The sequence below is a fragment of the Motilimonas eburnea genome, from assembly GCF_021295345.1.
In the GTDB taxonomy this organism is placed as follows: domain Bacteria; phylum Pseudomonadota; class Gammaproteobacteria; order Enterobacterales; family CBDFNC01; genus Motilimonas; species Motilimonas eburnea.
The window spans coordinates 98,657-115,432 of the sequence record NZ_JAIMJB010000015.1 but is presented as its reverse complement, the minus strand read 5'-3'; the positions used below and the strand labels follow the sequence as shown (position 1 = coordinate 115,432).

Below are 16,776 nucleotides of genomic sequence, written 5' to 3'. Positions count from 1 at the left end.
GCTCTTATTTTCGTCCGATAGAAAAGTAAACAAATCCTTTTTGCTTCATGCGACTTGGCTCAAATAGGTTCCGCCCGTCAAAAATAATCGCTTCATTAAGCTCACTTTTTATAAGCTCAAAATCGGGGGCTCTAAAGTTTTGCCATTCGGTACAAATCACTAAAGCATCAGCACCTTTTAACGCTGATTCTTTGGTGCCCATTAAGGCTAAATCTGCTCTGTTACCATAAATGCGCTGGGTTTCTTCCATGGCTTCTGGGTCGTAGGCTTGTACCTTCGCGCCAGCCGCCCAAAGAGACTCCATCAACACTCGGCTTGGTGCATCGCGCATGTCATCGGTATTAGGTTTAAATGAAAGACCCCATAGGGCAAAGGTTTTGCCTTTTATATCATTGCCAAAGTGGTCAGTAATGTATTCAAATAATTTCTGCTTTTGTTTGTAGTTTACTGATTCGACTGCTTTCAAAATCTCTGAGTTATAACCGATCGCTTCAGCAGAGCGCACTAGTGCTTGAACGTCTTTAGGGAAACAAGAGCCGCCGTAACCACATCCAGGGTAAATGAATTGATAACCAATACGTGGATCTGAGCCAATGCCTTGGCGTACCATTTCAATGTCTGCACCTAAACGCTCTGCCAAGTTAGACATTTCGTTCATAAAGCTGATTTTGGTCGCTAACATACAGTTGGCCGCATATTTTGTTAGCTCGGCACTGCGAATATCCATCACGATGACTTTGTCATGGTTGCGGTTAAAAGGCGCATATAGTTCACGCATTAATTCTTCTGCGTCTTTGGAATCGGTTCCGATTACGATGCGATCAGGGCGCTTACAGTCATTTACCGCCGCCCCTTCTTTTAGAAACTCTGGGTTAGATACCACAGAAAAATCGATATTCTCACCGCGGCTTGCCAATACCTCAGCTACTTTTGCTTTTACCTTGTCTGCTGTTCCCACCGGTACGGTTGATTTATCAATAATCACCTTAGGGGCTTGCATATGTGTGGCGATGGTTTCAGCTACTTTTAATACGTATTTTAAGTCTGCAGAGCCATCTTCATCTGGCGGGGTACCTACCGCAATAAACTGCAGTTCACCAAAGTTAACGCCTTCCTCGGCGTTAGTTGTGAAATGTAAACGCCCAGCTTGGTAGTTGCTTTCAACTAATGGCGTTAAAGCCGGTTCATAAATCGGGATGATACCTTTTTTTAGGTTTTCAATTTTTACTTCATCAATATCGACACAACAAACACTGTGGCCAGCATCGGCTAACACTGCCGCTTGAACTAGACCCACATAACCAATACCAAATACTGTTACTTTCATTTCTTATACCATTTGAATTTTTAACTTGTGATTCTTTTACCGCAATCTAACCCATTAATTTGTATTTAATGTGACTAAGATTTGCGAAATGATTCTTTGACTCGCTTTGCCATCGCCATAAGGGTTGTGAGCTTGCGACATGTCTTGATATGCCTGCTTATCACTAAGCAAGCACTTTATATTCTCTACTATGGCTTGTTTGTCCGTCCCAACTAACTTCACCGTGCCTGCTGTCACTGCTTCGGGGCGTTCAGTGGTGTCACGCATAACTAATACGGGTTTCCCCAGTGATGGCGCTTCTTCTTGAATACCGCCTGAGTCGGTAAGGATGATGTGGGCTTTATCCATCAAATACACAAACGGCAAATAGTCTTGCGGCTCAATAAGATGGATATTATCGATTCCCTTAAGAATACGATTAACAGGCTCTCGCACGTTGGGATTAAGGTGCACTGGATACAGTATTTGCACATCTTGGTGACTTGTAGCCACATCAACCAAGGCCTCGCAGATATGTTCAAAGCCTGCTCCAAAGCTTTCGCGGCGATGGCCGGTGACTAAAATAAGTTTTTTAGTCTCGTCCAACTGAGGAAATTGCTGTGACAATTTGGCTGTTAGCTCGGCGTCTTGATTTAGCTTGTTTTTTACAGTTAACAGCGCATCGATCACTGTATTTCCAGTGACAACAATGCTTTGAGGATCAACGCCCTCGTCTAATAAATTTTTCTCTGAGCTTGATGTTGGCGCAAAATGCAAGGCTGTTAGCGCACCTGTGAGCTTGCGGTTGCCTTCTTCCGGCCAAGGTGAGTAGATGTTATTAGTGCGAAGCCCAGCTTCAACATGGCCAATTGGGATCTGCTGATAATAAGTGGCTAATGCCGTTGCTAAGGTAGTTGATGTGTCGCCATGAACCAGCACCAGATCAGGCTTAAATTCGGCGAGTATAGGCTCTAGCCCAAGCAAGATACGGCTGGTAATGCCGCCTAGGGTTTGCCCTGGCTGCATGATATCCAAATCATAATCCGGTGTGATGTTAAAAAGCGCTAAGACTTGATCTAGCATTTCGCGATGCTGAGCCGTGACGCACACTTTGGCTTCAATATCTGGGCACAAATTTAGCTGCTCTACAACAGGCGCCATTTTAATGGCCTCAGGCCGAGTGCCGAAAACTGATAATACTTTTAACATCCTCATCCCTATAGCAGGCAAAATTCAACAGCATCACATAAATGTAATGGTTTCGTTTGAAATGTCTCTTGGCTGGAACGAGGACTGCTGATGCAGTGTCGATTTCACACATCCTTGCGTGAGACTATTATGATTTTACGAAAGTGAGAGCTTGATCTAATAATTCAGCTGCATATTGTATGGATTGTGAACATTATATCAAGCTTTAAAAGCGGGAATTATTTGTTACAGGCTCTGCACTCGGCTCATATGAACCAAACACAATTCAATTTATTCTGCAGATTAACCACTTAAGAATGTTAGCATGCAACAAAATTTCTTTTTATTTTACAAAATCCCTCTCGTATCTATCACCACCTTACTCGCAAACTCAGACTTATCCGTTTCTCGAAACTCTTGATGGTCAACCAGCACTGCCACTACGTTGGCTTGTTCAAACGCAGCTTCTAAGCTACATAACTCTAGACCAGCTTCAACCAGTGGTTTCGGTAGTTTTTGTAAATTTGGTTCAACGACCAGCACCTGCCCTACATTTTTGGCTGCGAGCTGTTTGACGATATTGAGCGCAGGGCTTTCACGAATATCATCGATATCTGGCTTAAAGGTAATGCCTAAGCAAGCGATGATGGGGCGTTTAAATTCATCCGCAGCGCGGCATATTTTATTAAGCACATAATCAGGCTTGGCGTCATTGGTTTCCCTTGCTTGGCGAATGAGTTGCGCTTCTTCTGGACAACTATCAACAATAAACCAGGGGTCCACCGCGATACAGTGGCCGCCAACGCCTGGCCCAGGCTTTAATATATTTACTCTAGGGTGACGATTAGCAAGGCGAATTAACTCCCAAACATTGATCTTTAACTTGTCGCAAATCACCGAAAGCTCGTTGGCAAAGGCGATGTTCACATCGCGAAATGAGTTCTCGGTTAACTTCGCCATCTCTGCGGTTCGTGCTGTGGTTAATATACATTCACCGCGAACAAAGATTTTGTATAGCTCCTTGGCTTTTTCTGCACAGGTCTTTGATAAGCCACCTATTACCCTGTCGTTTGATACTAGCTCTTGCAAGATCAAGCCAGGTAATACACGCTCTGGGCAATGGGCAACATTAATTTGGGCTTGTTCGCCTTTGTCTTGGGGAAAGGTCAGCTCAGGTCTTAATTCTTTTAACCATGACGCGAGCTGCTCGGTTGTACCAACCGGCGAGGTAGACTCTAAAATAACCAGGTTACCTTGCTCTAATACCGGAGCAATTTCTTCTGCGGCTTGTTTGATATAACTCAGATCGGGCTTATGGCCTTTGGTGAAGGGGGTGGGCACGGCAATCATAAATACATCGGCTGGCTCGGCGATGGTGGTTGCCCGTAAGTTACCCGTGCTGACAACCCCTCTTACTATGATGTCTAAGTCAGGCTCGGCAATGTTGATGTTGCCTGCATTGATAATATCCACGGACGCTTGGTTAACGTCTAAACCAATGACTTCAAGGCCTCTCGATGCAATCACTGCTGCTGTGGGTAAACCGATATAACCTAAGCCGACAATACACACTCGTTTAATCGCCATACTCAAATCCCTTTGCCGAATGAAAATTGGGCAGACTGCTTAATTGCCTAAGTTTTAGTTTAGTCAGCTTTTGTAGGGTTGATTGATATTTCACGCAGTTTTTAGGGTCTGAGGCTGCCTGGATAATCTACTATTGCTTATTCCCCGAGCAAGCTCGACCCCTGTAGATGCTGAGGTTTCATTAGGCATAAAAAAAGGCCAACTCACGTTGGCCTTTTTACATCATGCTGCAAGCAGCATGTTATATCATTTGCACTTGCTGTCGATTAACAAGTAACTGCTTACCACAACCGATTACTTAGCACCTGCTTGAGGTACGTTTGGTTGCTCTGCTGTACGACCGTAAGTTTTACCACCTACAGTAAATGTAAAGTCAGTTGGTACTGGCATTGGCATGTAGATACGTAGTGCGATAGAAATCGTCTCACCTGGTAACCACTGTTGTGCGCCCCAGCCTTCAGCTTTAAGCTGAGCACCGAAACGATGGAAGTCGTTAGATAGACCGCCAGCGTTACCCGCTGTTAGACCTGAATCAGCAATGTTATCAACAGACCATTTAACGCCTGAGTACATGTCAACTAGGTTAACAATACCGTTACCGCTTGGTACTGCGTATGGCTTAAGCGTATCAGCAATTTGTGCATTCATTGGCACTGCTGGTGACGCGTTAAACGCAATCTTAGCACCAGATAGGTCAACGTTAGAGTTGTTAGTTAGTTTAACAGCGATTTGGATTGGGTAGTTATCTTCACCTTTTGGTAAGTAACCAACTAGATCCACATCTACGTCAACGGTTTCAGTTGCTGCTGGGAAGTTCTCATCACCTGCTTTGATGCCGTAAGGCGCAGCAGTTTTGATCATTTCGTAAGCTGTATCCGTTAGGGTGCTACCGAAGTAGTAGTGACCTAGACCGTTTTGCTCAGGCGTTGAGTAGTCACCCGCCATTTCCCAGAACATGATACCACCCGCGCCTTGGTCAATAGCGTATTGAACTTTAGCTTGGTAAGACTTCATGTTTTCAGTTGATAGGAATACGCTCTTCTCTTCGTTCCATAGGTAAGAAGCTTGCGCTACGTCATCGTAGTACTCAACGTAGTTACCACGTACTTGACCTTCTGGCTTAGAAGTGTCGTGACCGTAGATGCCAACGTATGGAGTAGGTAGACCTTGTTTCAAGTTCTCTACGTGCCAGATTGGGTTAACACCCGCGTACATTTCTTTGCCGTCTGGACCTAAGTCATACCATAGGTTGTCGATACCTTGAGCACCGTAACCACATGGCGCGCCCGCTTTTGGAGATAGCGCGTCTGGACCTAAGTTACCGCCAGTACCTAGGTAACATTCTTTTTGGTTCGGGAATGCTGCTAGACCGTTGTAACCGTTTGTGCCGCCTTGAACTTGCTGCCAACCACGAGTGTAGTATGGTAGACCGATGTTGATACGGCCGCCCGCTAGTGCAGTACGGAAGTATTTGTAAGACCAGTCAATGTTTAGGTAGCCTTGACTGTTGTAGTACTTAGCGTCGCCGCCAGAGTAGATACCCGCATCAGCGATTTCGTTGTCAACACCGTTGTCGTATAGCGCCGCGTTATGGCCAACGAAGTGGTTCCATGCACCGTGTAAGTCGTAAGACATGATGTTTACGTAGTCTAGGTATTTAAGTGCTTGGAAGCCCTCGAAACCACGTAGTAGGTAACCAGAAGATGGAGAAGCGATAGTTAGCATGTAGTGCTGTTGATCTTTCTCACCTTGCTTGTCTAGTTCAGCACGTAGCGCTTCCATTAGCGCCATGTAACCGCCCCATAGCTTACCGCGGTGCTTGTTAGAGATAGACCAGTCTTCTGGGTGACCCGCATCAGACATAGATGATGGGTATTCGTAGTCGATATCAATACCGTCGAAGTCGTAAGTTTCTACGAACTTAGCAGCTGATTTAGCAAATTTAGCAATCGCTTCGTGGTTGATTGAACCGTCTGGCTTGATAGTTAGGCTGTAGAAACCACCATCCATTACACGACCACTGTCTGCGAAGTGACCACCTGTTTCTGCCCAACCACCAACAGATAGAAGTAGTTTAACACCGTGCTTCTTAGCGTATTGGTTTAGTAGGTTAAAGTGACCTTTGTACGGTAGAGATGGATCCATCGCATTTTCAGCGCCTTCCCATGTCATACCTGTCGCAGGGTTGTTTGGATCGTTCACATTACCGATAGAAACTTCGCCATTTGAATCAATGTGAGCAAATGCGTAGTTAATGTGAGTTAGGCTATCCCATGGAATGTCAGACGCTAGGAATGATGGTTGACCATTCGCGCCGTTACGCCATGAAGTGAAGTAACCGATGATACGACGTGGGTGATCTGCACCCATTTTCTCACGGCCATCAGCATCGTAAATTGTACAGTAAGGTGTGTTAACACCTGGAGTTTGGTATAGACCGGCTGGCTTACAGCTTGCATCACCTACAGGCGGCAATGTTGGCTCAACAGTTGGTTCAGCTGTTGGTTCAGCTGTTGGTTCAGCTGTTGGTTCAGCTGTTGGTTCAGCTGTTGGTTCAGCTGTTGGCTCTGCTGTTGGTTCAGCTGTTGGCTCTGCTGTTGGTTCAGCTGTTGGCTCTGCTGTTGGTTCAGCTGTTGGTTCAGCTGTTGGCTCTACGCCGTTACATGGAACTTCGTCCCAGAACCAGTTACCGCCGGCTGCTGGTGTTTCCCATGAACCAGGGCTGTTTTTCGCAACAAAACACAGACCATTATGGATAACAGTATCGCCATTGCTAACTTTAGTTTGACCCGGTACCCAAACGATTGCGTCAACAGGTGGGTTAGTCGGTGCAACTGTTGGCTCTGTTGTTGGCGCAACTGTTGGCTCTACTGTAGGAGCAACGGTTGGTTCTACTGTAGGAGCAATGGTTGGTTCTGCTGTTGGTTCAGTTGTTGGAATAACACCACCATCACACTGACCTACAACTTTCCATTCTTGCCAGTCGCCAGAGCGCTCAGCAGGATTAGTGCCTTGGTTCCACCAGTTAGCTTGGTAAGCAGAACCTTCGAATTGAACTTGCGTGCCGCCAGTGTAAACGCCTTGCGCCGTCCACTCTTCTAGATTTGAACAATCTGCCGCTTGAGCGTTAAACGCCATCAAACATGCAGCGGAAAGTGTGCTAAGCGTAAAACCACGCTTTGCAAGAGGAGAAATACTCATCTCGTTCTTCCTTAAACTAATCAATCTTATGCAGGACGCGTCCTGCTTCCTGTGCTAGCTTTCCTAGCTAGTACAGTCAATATACGTAGAAAATGGATTAAGGAGAAATTCAATTAAGTAAAACGTGATCGAATTCTTGTATTTACTGCAAAAATCTTACATAGGGCCACCCAGTTGATAATTACTTTACTTTTTAACTGTCTTTTTTAAGTTTTTCTCACTGCTACAGACATAAAAACCTTTATTTTAAAGTAGATTTAACTGCACTTTTAGTTCCCCCTTAGCTATCCCTAGTTATCCCGAATTTAAATTATTGATGGTGATTGCGTGACGCAAAAATCAGCCGCCACGCAATCACTTAGCTATCAAGCAAAACGCTTAATTAGCTTGGTCATACTCAGGTTATTTAAGGGTACATACCTTAGTCCAAGATGAATCACTGGCCGAAGGCTCGGTGTTCGCTTGGCCCCAGCTTGGCACCCAGATTGCGCCGTTGTGAACCATTTTTTCGCCTTTGGCGTTGTAAGGTTTCCAACCATCTTGGTGGACAAAATCAGGGTACACAGGTAAGCCTTCAGGGCGGCATAAGTCAGCAAGAGGCAGGTCTGGATGCTCTTGCGCTAATGCATATTCCACCCCATCGATTTTCACCGTGTAATTTACTGGGCCCGTGATAGGTAAGTTATAAGTAAACTTGATCTTCCCTGTTTCGCCATCAGCAATCGCTTGGTATTTAGACACGCTAAAGCTGATGCGATGGAAGTTACCTTTTAACCCGCCGATGTTGTCACCGTCATGACCCGACACTATGCTCACGGTATTGGCGTTACCTGCCACCGCATTGGCGGGTGCCGAAGTTGGGTAATCAAATGAAATCTCAACCAAATCATCAATCGCTACACCAGCGTTGTTTTCAATGATCAAATCCGTTGTGATGGGGTAATCAGCACGTTGTTTATCTAAGGTGATTTTTAGATCCACTGCTTGTGCTGGCACACTGCCTTCAATGGTTTTATTACCATAAGGGGTCGCCGACTTAAACGCTTCATAAATGGTTTCTGTCATGGTGTTACCCATGTGGTATTCACCATTGCCCGAAGCACAGGCCGCTTCTGACTTATCGGCCACCGTGGTCCTTTTGCCCTGTGCATCATATGGATAACACGAATAGTCACCCGCTAGCTCCCAGAACATGATACCGCCGATCCCCTGCTCCTTCACATAAGCCGCTTTGGTTAAGATGGACTTCTTATCTTCCATTGATAGGAAGGTTTTGGTCGTTGGGTTCCATAACCAAGGCGCCACTGCTTGCTCATCGTAATGATACTCATATTGACCTTGGATCTGGTCATAAGCCGTTTTATCGCCAGTGTAATCGGGAGAGTTCACATAGGTCTCTAAATAAGAGCCTAACATGTTGTTTTGTAGGTTCTTGGCATGCCACATTGGGTTCGAGCCCGCTGGCACTTCTTGATCTTTCTCCAAATCATGCCAAAGGTTGTCTAACCCTTTTGCTCCCGCGCCACACTTGCCGTGCGTACCCGCAGGACAATTGCTGCCTTTCGATTTACCCCATAAACCGGCTTCGCCGCCAGAAACTTGCTCCCAACCTCGGGTGTAGTATGGGACACCGATGTTGATACGCCCTGCTGGCATGCCACCACGATAGTAATGGGCCGCCCAATCGGTATTTAGGTAACCCAGTTTGCCGTATTGTTGCGCCGCGTAAACTTGCGCTAACTCACCGTCTTTACCTGTATCGTAAAGCGCGGCGTTATGGCCAACGTATTCATTCCACGCGCCGTGCAGGTCGTAAGACATGATATTAATGTAATCAAGATACGCGTTGGCTTGGTAGCGCTCCATGCCACGAAGTAACCAGCCCGATGCCGGTGCCGCTACCGTTAATAGATAATGCTGACCATCTTCAACCGAGGCTTTATCTAACTCCTCACGCATCACCTTCATCAGTTCAACGTAAGAGGCCATTAAATGAGGACGTAACTTGTCTGAAATCCAGAAATCACCAGGATGACCAGCCCCTTTCATGGCTGAGGCGTATTCGTAATCGATGTCGATACCGTCAATCTTATGCTTACGAATGAAATCAACCGATGACTTAGCAAATTTAGCTATGCCCGCATGGTTGATTGAACCGTCCATATTGGTGGTTAACTTGTAGAAACCGCCGGTTTGCTCACGACCATCAGGGCCATTAATGCCACCCGTTTCAGCCCAGCCACCCACAGAAATAAGCACTTTTACGTCATGTTGCATCTTACGCTCAACCAAACGCGCAAGTTGTTCTTGCTGTGCTTGACCTAAGCCCACCCCTTGATCTTTACCCACATGGGCAAAGGCGTAATTGATGTGAGTGAGGTTTTCCCACGGGATGTCATCCACTAAATAATCTTGATCGACATTGCCCTTGTTGCGCCAGCTGGTGAAATAGCCTATCACGCGACGAGGATGATCGGCGCCCATTTTTTCACGGCCTTGATCATCATAAACGCTACAATAGGGGACTTGTACGCCTGGTGTTTGATACAAACCATCAGGGCGACAATCGTTGCTCACGATGCCGTCGTTCACGGTTAAGAAGGCATGTTGCTCTTTGCTTAATCCTTTCAAATCCGTAGCAACGACAGTGACCTTAACGTCTTTGGTTGCGACAAAATCAAAGCTGTATTTACCACTGGTAAAATCTGAAACGGTATCAGGAGTAAAGCGAGCGATGATGATACCATCAATGAAAAATTCAACTTGCTTTAAGCCATCATCACTATCACTTGCAGTGGCGTTAATGGTCACCGTGTCGCCCGGCTTAGCTTGGGTGGTGCTTAAGCTCATGGCCACTTGTGGCGGTAGGTTAACGGCTTCTTTGCCATTGACCGTTAAGCCCTGCTCAACAATGGCGCCTTTGTCATCTTCGGCTTTCACTAAAATGCTATTTACACCACTTGCGATAGTGAAGTTTGCAAGGTAGGTCACTTTATTGCTTGTGCCGTTGTCTGGCGCAGGCACCAAATCAAGGCTAACGCCATTGACGACCACTTGTACATTAGCCACGCTGCCATCGCTGTCTTGTGCGATCACTTGTAGTGTCACCGCTTCGCCCACCAACATTTCAGCACCATCGGTCACACCAGACAGGCTGAGTGTTGGTTTTAGGTTGTCAACAGGCTCGGCATCCACAGTGATTTTTTGCACTGCAACCTCACTTTGCGCGCCTTTATCATCGTAGGCAATCGCCGTCAGCTCGTGTTGGCCAGCAACCGCATTCCAGCTGGCTTGATAAGGTGCACTTGCAGCACTAGCAATCAGGCTACCGTTAATAAAGAATTCAACTTTAGTGACTTGACCATCGTCATCTTTGGCGCGAGCAGTAAAGCTAACAGATTGGCCTGCGGTTAATTTGCCCACATCCGCAAGGACAACCGTCGGAATGATGTTCACCTTGGTATCGCCACATTCACCTTTGAATTGCCAATTGGCCCAAGGTGATGCGTCTACGGCAGGCTTATCCCAGCTACCGGCATACCACTTATTTTCAAACACCGCTCCTTGGTGTTGAACTAATGTTCCTTTTGCTGCGTAAACAGCGGATGAATCCCAAGGTTGAATATCGCTACAATCATAACTAGCGGCTTGGGCATTAAATGCCAATAGGCATGCAGAGGTAAGAGTACTAAGCGCAAACGCGCCCTTGGCCAAGGAGGCCTTGGTTGAATGTTTCATACGTTTATCCTTAAACGAGGTTAGGTTGTGGTGCGACTTTTCCTAAGTCAGGCAACAACATAAACAACATATGAAACCAATTTCATAGCATGGATCACATTTCAAAAACTGTGTAAAAAAACCACACTCCATGACAAATAATTGATCCACCTAAAGTAGTAATTAAGCTCACTCCAGATTAGAAAAAGACTCAATATTTTTGCCAAACCAAACAAACATCGATGCTTGATATCCTAAAATTTCCACCGAATAATCTTGGTCACAAGCTCGCCCTGCTAACCCATAACAAACATGCAGCGGCAGCAAGTGCTCCTCTCTGGGATGGCATGCTCTTGCTCCCGGCACTTGTTGCCAATGCGCCAAATTTTGTTCACGTACTTGCTCTGACATATCTTGAGTACATAAGGTTGAGCCCAACCAAGACTCAAATGCTTGGTTATGAAGTTTCATCTGTTGGCTTGGGGCAAAAAACGCCTGCATGTTATGAAACGAGAATCCAGAGCCTACCACCAGCAAATCATTCCATTGGATTTGGCGTAGCGCTTTGCCAAGTAGAAGATGAAAGGACGCATCCAAAGAAGATGAGAGTGACAATTGCACACAAGGAATATCGGCCTCTGGATACATAATTTTAAGGGGCACAAATAGGCCATGGTCATACCCACGATTGACGTTTTCCTTGGCTTCTATGCCATGGTTGTGTAGCGCGGTCAGTACATGTGCGGCCAACGCTGGCTCCCCCTTACAGGGATAGCGAATGTCATATGCTGCTGACGGAAAGCCACCATAATCATAAATCAAATCCGGCGCGGCACTTGACGTCACCATCACAGGATCGGCTTCCCAATGAGCACTGATCACTAAGATGGCACTTGGCTTAACCATTTGCTTGGCGATGGTGTTAAGGGTAGCCACCATAGCTTGGTGGCTTGGATCACCGAGCAAAGGCATAGGGCCACCGCCATGGGAGAGAAAAATAACCGTTGCATCATTCATTGTCTGCTCCTATTGAAAAATAGCGGCAGGGCCTTTGGGAACGATACCGTTTGGATTCAGCGCCTTAATGGAGTAATACCCCTGTTTAATATGGTCAATATTGACGGTGCCCGCTATCCCCTTGATCGCCAATACTCTAAGCATGTAGTTATGCAGGACGGGCATATCCTTGATCATATTGCGATTACACTTGAACAAGCCGTAATAAGCCAGATCAAAGCGGATCAAGGTTACAAACAAGCGAAGATCCGATTCCGTTAACGCATCTCCAAATAGAAATGAGCGCCCATCGGATAACCGCTGCTCTAACGTATCTAATGCCGTAAACACCTTTTCATACGCTTCTTCATAAGCCGCTTGCGAAGTGGCAAAGCCTGCTTGATACACGCCGTTATTCAAATGGGTATAGAGGAAATCATTTAACGCGTCGATTTCTGCCATTAAGCCAGCAGGTACCAAATCGGGTCCCTGATCGACCAGTTCAACAAACGCACTATTGAACATACGAACTATGTCGGCCGACTCATTGTTGACTATGGTATGAGTTTCCTTATCCCACAATACAGGTACAGTGGCCCTGCCGGTAAAGTCGGGGGCGACTTGACTATACAGTTCATGTAAATAGGTTTTATGGCTTAGCTCATCTTGGCCATTGCTGCCTAGGCCAGCAAATTTCCAGCCTTGATCCGTTAACTTAGGCGAGACCACTGAGACACTAATGATCTCCTGCAACCCTTTTAAAGCGCGAGCCATTAAGGTGCGACTGGCCCAAGGGCAAATGTAAGCAACATAAAGATGATATCGCCCTGCTTGAGCTGGGTAGCCGCCCTGCCCCGTTATTCCAGCAGCACCATCTCGGGTAATCCAGTTGCGAAATGAGGAAGTTTGTCGAATAAATCGCCCTTGCTTATCTTGATCTTGCACTGGTTGCCATTTTTGTTGCCAAACGCCATTTACTAACATAGTTATGCCCTTGTCTGCTCTTTGCCCTCATCACCGTCTGAGTCGGGTATAAATAGAGACTAATCACAACCTTGGTGTAGATAAATGCTATATTCATTGCATTATTAACAACACTACGTTGGCAATATTAAAACCATGGATCGCATTGAAACGATGAAGGCGTTTGTCGCCGTTGCCGAGCAAGGCAGTTTCACCAAAGCGGCTGATAAGCTTAGGCTTTCCAGCCAGTTGGTCAGTAAATATGTGTCACATCTTGAGCAAGGGTTAAATGTCAGGCTTTTTAATCGCACCACCCGACGCGTCCATCTTACCGAGGCGGGAGAGCAATGTTTAAAGCATGCCACGCAGATCTTAGAAAGCTTAACCGATATGGAAGATCATTTTGGTCAGATCCAAACCCAGCCTAAAGGGCGGCTACATATTAGTGCCCCGGTTTCATTTGCTACCTTGCACCTTGCCTCTTTGCTCAGGGATTTCAGAAAACACTATCCAGATATCTCTATCAATCTCGAGTTAAGTGATCGCAAGGTAGATGTGGTTGATGACGGATTTGATGTCGCGCTGCGCATTGGCCATTTGCAAAGCTCATCATTAATCGCAAGAAATATTGCCCCCATTCGTCTCGTGCTTTGCGCCGCTCCCGATTATCTCAAGCAGCACGGCACGCCAATGGCTCCAAGTGAGCTCAACCCGGCCCATTATTTACAATATAGCTATATGGGTTTTAGCCCTTCAACCAATGAGTTAATAAATACGTTACGAACTTACGCCCAGCAGAATCAAGGAGCCATGATAGCCAATAATGGTGAGGTGTTAATGCAAGCCGCCATCGCTGGTGAAGGCTATATTTTACAGCCCAGCTTTATCGTTGGTGCGGCATTAAAACAAGGTCATCTGCAAACCCTATTAGATTCGTTTACCCCAGACCCATTAGGTCTTTACGCGGTTTATCCACACCGAAAATTACTTGCGCCTAAGCTGCGCGTGTTTATCGATTTTCTCAATGCTTACTATGGTGAATCCCCTTACTGGGATGAGTATTAAATGAAGCGGAAAACAGGAGGGTAAAAATCAATAAAAATGATTTGAGAGGATAAAAAAATGGCCAGCACTATGCTGACCATTTAAAATTCATAAGCTATTAAATCAATAACTTATAAGCAAAGGCTTATTACATCATACCGCCCATGCCACCCATGCCGCCCATATCAGGCATCGCAGCTGGTGCATCTTTTTGCGGTAAATCCGTCACCATAGCTTCGGTAGTGATCATCAGACCCGCAACCGATGAAGCAAACTGAATAGCACTACGGGTTACCTTAGTTGGATCTAAGATACCCATGGCGATCATATCGCCGTATTCTTCCGTTGCTGCGTTGTAACCGTAGTTACCTTCACCACCGCGTACGTTGTTAGCAACCACAGAGGCTTCTTCACCCGCGTTGGTGACGATTTGACGTAATGGTGCTTCCATTGCACGCAGTGCAACACGAATACCGACGTTTTGGTCTTCGTTATCACCCGTTAATTCAACAAGTTTAGCTGCTACGCGAACAAGGGCTACACCACCACCGGCAACCACGCCTTCTTCAACCGCAGCGCGAGTTGCGTGTAATGCATCTTCAACGCGTGCTTTCTTCTCTTTCATTTCAACTTCGGTCGCTGCGCCTACTTTAATGACCGCAACACCACCAGCTAGCTTAGCTACGCGCTCTTGTAGTTTTTCTTTATCGTAATCAGAAGAAGACTCTTCAATTTGACCACGAATTTGCGCTACGCGAGCTTCGATTTGCGCTTGTTCACCAATACCATCAATGATGGTTGTTTCATCTTTGTTGATGATAACGCGCTTAGCTTGACCTAGGTCTTCTAGTTGCGCTTTTTCAAGATCTAGGCCGACTTCTTCAGAAATCACCGTACCCGCAGTAAGGATAGCAATGTCTTGTAGCATGGCCTTACGACGGTCACCAAAACCTGGCGCTTTAACAGCAGCTACTTTCACGATACCGCGCATGTTGTTTACAACCAGAGTTGCTAGCGCTTCGCCTTCTACATCTTCTGCGATGATAAGCAAAGGTTTACCCGCTTTTGCTACCCCTTCAAGCGTTGGCAGTAGTTCACGGATGTTAGAGATTTTCTTATCAACCAATAAGATGTAAGGGCTTTCTAGTTCAACCGTACCCGCTTCTTGGTTGTTGATGAAGTAAGGAGATAGGTAGCCGCGATCAAATTGCATCCCTTCCACAACATCAAGTTCGTTTTGTAATGCTTGGCCTTCTTCAACGGTGATAACGCCTTCTTTGCCTACTTTAGCCATGGCTTGTGCGATAATTTCGCCAACCGCTTTGTCAGAGTTAGCGGAAATGGTACCCACTTGGGCAATCGCATTGTTGTCAGCACACGGCACAGATAGCGCTTTTAGTTCTTCTACTGCAGCAACAACCGCTTTGTCGATACCGCGCTTAAGATCCATTGGGTTCATGCCCGCTGCAACGGCTTTTAGGCCTTCAGTGATAATCGCTTGAGCCAATACGGTAGCAGTCGTAGTACCGTCACCCGCTGCATCATTGGCTTGAGAAGCCACTTCTTTCACCATTTGTGCGCCCATGTTCTCGAACTTGTCTTCTAGTTCGATTTCTTTGGCAACCGATACACCATCTTTAGTAATGGTTGGCGCGCCAAAGCTTTTGTCTAGCACAACGTTACGACCTTTAGGGCCCAGTGTTACTTTTACCGCGTTTGCTAATACGTTAACACCCGCTAACATTTTCTCGCGAGCGTCGCTTCCGAATAATACGTCTTTTGCAGCCATTATTAGTTCCTTGAATTCAATAAATATTTAGAAAGTTAATTTATTTCAATGCGTTGCTTAAGCTTCAACCACAGCAAGAATATCGCTTTCGCTCATGATCAATACTTCTTCACCGTCTAGCTTTTCAGTCTTAACGCCGTAACCTTCACTAAAAATAACCGTATCGCCAATTTTCACATCTAACGCTTTAACGTCGCCATTTTCAAGAATACGACCATTACCCACGGCAATGATTTCGCCACGAGTGGACTTAGTGGCTGCTGAGCCAGTTAAAACGATACCGCCAGCAGACTTAGATTCTTGTTCTTGACGTCTAACGATAACGCGATCGTGTAAAGGACGAATGTTCATTGAAGTTCTCCTGAGAGTTTTGTTTATTGTTGATTGCAAAAACGGCTGAGTTCATTTCTCTTTTGCATGTAAAGAACTGACCTTAGCCAAATCTATGCACTCTAGATGGGGCTGTTGTTGACTATCTCAAGGGCAAAATGAAAAAAATTTTGAATTATTCGACAAAAGCACGCCCTTACGGGGCGACGCGCTCATCAATGTGTCCCAAAAAGCAGACATAAAAAAAGGAGCCGTAGCTCCTTTTATGCATAGTAGTAAACACTAAGAAAACAGAAATTATGCTGCAACGCTTTGTTGCATTTGCATTTCTTTGATGATGCGATTGACTTCACTCATCACAGATAGCGCTTTTTTGTCTGCGTCTTTATAGGCAACAAGCTTACCGTTGACGACCCGGAACCGACCAATACCGACAATGTAAATACGGCCGTTAAAAAAGGCTTTGATGTGTTTCGCTACTTGGCGAGGATGGTACTTTTTAAAAGTTCGTAAAGATACAGCAACATTCATTTGGAAAATCTCCCTTGATGATGCCTCGATTCGCTGAAAACAACGAAGAGGACCAAAACTAGTTGAATAATCAACTAAATAGCAAGCTCCCTGCCACCAATGCTTTATTTAGAATTAAACCCAT

11 protein-coding genes are annotated in these 16,776 nt (G+C 45.8%); 1 reads left to right on the top strand and 10 read right to left on the bottom strand.

Annotated elements, in window-relative coordinates; genetic code table 11:
* Positions 1-4: 4 nt before the first annotated feature.
* The 7 genes from K6Y21_RS15190 to K6Y21_RS15160 all read right to left on the bottom strand — a co-directional run bounded on the left by K6Y21_RS15190 (position 5) and on the right by K6Y21_RS15160 (position 12,979).
* A complete protein-coding gene (locus tag K6Y21_RS15190) occupies positions 5-1,327 on the bottom strand; it encodes a UDP-glucose dehydrogenase family protein (RefSeq protein ID WP_233072713.1) in 1,323 nt (440 codons plus the stop codon).
* A gap of 54 nt (positions 1,328-1,381) precedes the next feature.
* Positions 1,382-2,521, bottom strand: coding sequence for a non-hydrolyzing UDP-N-acetylglucosamine 2-epimerase (wecB, locus tag K6Y21_RS15185; protein WP_285229752.1), 1,140 nt, complete (start codon positions 2,519-2,521; stop codon positions 1,382-1,384).
* Between the two features lie 321 nt (positions 2,522-2,842).
* Positions 2,843-4,081 (bottom strand): UDP-N-acetyl-D-mannosamine dehydrogenase, encoded by a 1,239-nt coding sequence (gene wecC / locus K6Y21_RS15180; protein ID WP_233072710.1) that lies wholly within the window; start codon positions 4,079-4,081, stop codon positions 2,843-2,845.
* A 294-nt stretch (positions 4,082-4,375) separates the two neighbouring features.
* Positions 4,376-7,282 (bottom strand): glycosyl hydrolase family 18 protein, encoded by a 2,907-nt coding sequence (locus K6Y21_RS15175; RefSeq protein WP_233072708.1) that lies wholly within the window; start codon positions 7,280-7,282, stop codon positions 4,376-4,378.
* A gap of 402 nt (positions 7,283-7,684) precedes the next feature.
* On the bottom strand, positions 7,685-11,020 hold the full coding sequence (locus K6Y21_RS15170; RefSeq protein ID WP_233072707.1) for a glycosyl hydrolase family 18 protein: 3,336 nt from the start codon (positions 11,018-11,020) through the stop codon (positions 7,685-7,687).
* Positions 11,021-11,188: 168 nt separating this feature from the next.
* On the bottom strand, positions 11,189-12,016 hold the full coding sequence (locus K6Y21_RS15165) for a DODA-type extradiol aromatic ring-opening family dioxygenase (protein ID WP_233072705.1): 828 nt from the start codon (positions 12,014-12,016) through the stop codon (positions 11,189-11,191).
* 9 nt (positions 12,017-12,025) lie between these two features.
* Positions 12,026-12,979, bottom strand: coding sequence for a glutathione S-transferase family protein (locus K6Y21_RS15160; protein WP_233072703.1), 954 nt, complete (start codon positions 12,977-12,979; stop codon positions 12,026-12,028).
* A 135-nt stretch (positions 12,980-13,114) separates the two neighbouring features.
* Here K6Y21_RS15160 and K6Y21_RS15155 point away from each other — a divergent pair, with 135 nt between their 5' ends.
* Positions 13,115-14,023 carry a LysR family transcriptional regulator gene (locus tag K6Y21_RS15155; protein WP_233072701.1) on the top strand — a complete coding sequence of 303 codons (909 nt, stop codon included), beginning with the start codon at positions 13,115-13,117 and terminating at the stop codon, positions 14,021-14,023.
* Between the two features lie 127 nt (positions 14,024-14,150).
* Here K6Y21_RS15155 and groL read toward each other — a convergent pair whose 3' ends face one another.
* The 3 genes from groL to K6Y21_RS15140 all read right to left on the bottom strand — a co-directional run bounded on the left by groL (position 14,151) and on the right by K6Y21_RS15140 (position 16,652).
* A complete protein-coding gene (gene groL, locus K6Y21_RS15150; protein ID WP_233072700.1) occupies positions 14,151-15,791 on the bottom strand; it encodes a chaperonin GroEL in 1,641 nt (546 codons plus the stop codon).
* 57 nt (positions 15,792-15,848) lie between these two features.
* Positions 15,849-16,142: a co-chaperone GroES gene (locus tag K6Y21_RS15145; RefSeq protein ID WP_233072699.1), complete on the bottom strand. Its 294-nt coding sequence runs from the start codon at positions 16,140-16,142 to the stop codon at positions 15,849-15,851.
* A gap of 276 nt (positions 16,143-16,418) precedes the next feature.
* Positions 16,419-16,652: a DUF1107 domain-containing protein gene (locus K6Y21_RS15140; RefSeq protein ID WP_233072698.1), complete on the bottom strand. Its 234-nt coding sequence runs from the start codon at positions 16,650-16,652 to the stop codon at positions 16,419-16,421.
* Positions 16,653-16,776 lie beyond the last annotated feature (124 nt).

Excerpts from the sequence above, each read along its gene's own strand:
- K6Y21_RS15190 (WP_233072713.1), bottom strand. The coding sequence starts at position 1,327 with ATGAAAGTAACAGTATTTGGTATTGGTTATGTGGGTCTAGTTCAAGCG.
- wecB (WP_285229752.1), bottom strand. The coding sequence starts at position 2,521 with ATGAGGATGTTAAAAGTATTATCAGTTTTCGGCACTCGGCCTGAGGCC.
- wecC (WP_233072710.1), bottom strand. The coding sequence starts at position 4,081 with ATGGCGATTAAACGAGTGTGTATTGTCGGCTTAGGTTATATCGGTTTA.
- K6Y21_RS15175 (WP_233072708.1), bottom strand. The coding sequence starts at position 7,282 with ATGAGTATTTCTCCTCTTGCAAAGCGTGGTTTTACGCTTAGCACACTT.
- K6Y21_RS15170 (WP_233072707.1), bottom strand. The coding sequence starts at position 11,020 with ATGAAACATTCAACCAAGGCCTCCTTGGCCAAGGGCGCGTTTGCGCTT.
- K6Y21_RS15165 (WP_233072705.1), bottom strand. The coding sequence starts at position 12,016 with ATGAATGATGCAACGGTTATTTTTCTCTCCCATGGCGGTGGCCCTATG.
- K6Y21_RS15160 (WP_233072703.1), bottom strand. The coding sequence starts at position 12,979 with ATGTTAGTAAATGGCGTTTGGCAACAAAAATGGCAACCAGTGCAAGAT.
- K6Y21_RS15155 (WP_233072701.1), top strand. The coding sequence starts at position 13,115 with ATGGATCGCATTGAAACGATGAAGGCGTTTGTCGCCGTTGCCGAGCAA.
- groL (WP_233072700.1), bottom strand. The coding sequence starts at position 15,791 with ATGGCTGCAAAAGACGTATTATTCGGAAGCGACGCTCGCGAGAAAATG.
- K6Y21_RS15145 (WP_233072699.1), bottom strand. The coding sequence starts at position 16,142 with ATGAACATTCGTCCTTTACACGATCGCGTTATCGTTAGACGTCAAGAA.
- K6Y21_RS15140 (WP_233072698.1), bottom strand. The coding sequence starts at position 16,652 with ATGAATGTTGCTGTATCTTTACGAACTTTTAAAAAGTACCATCCTCGC.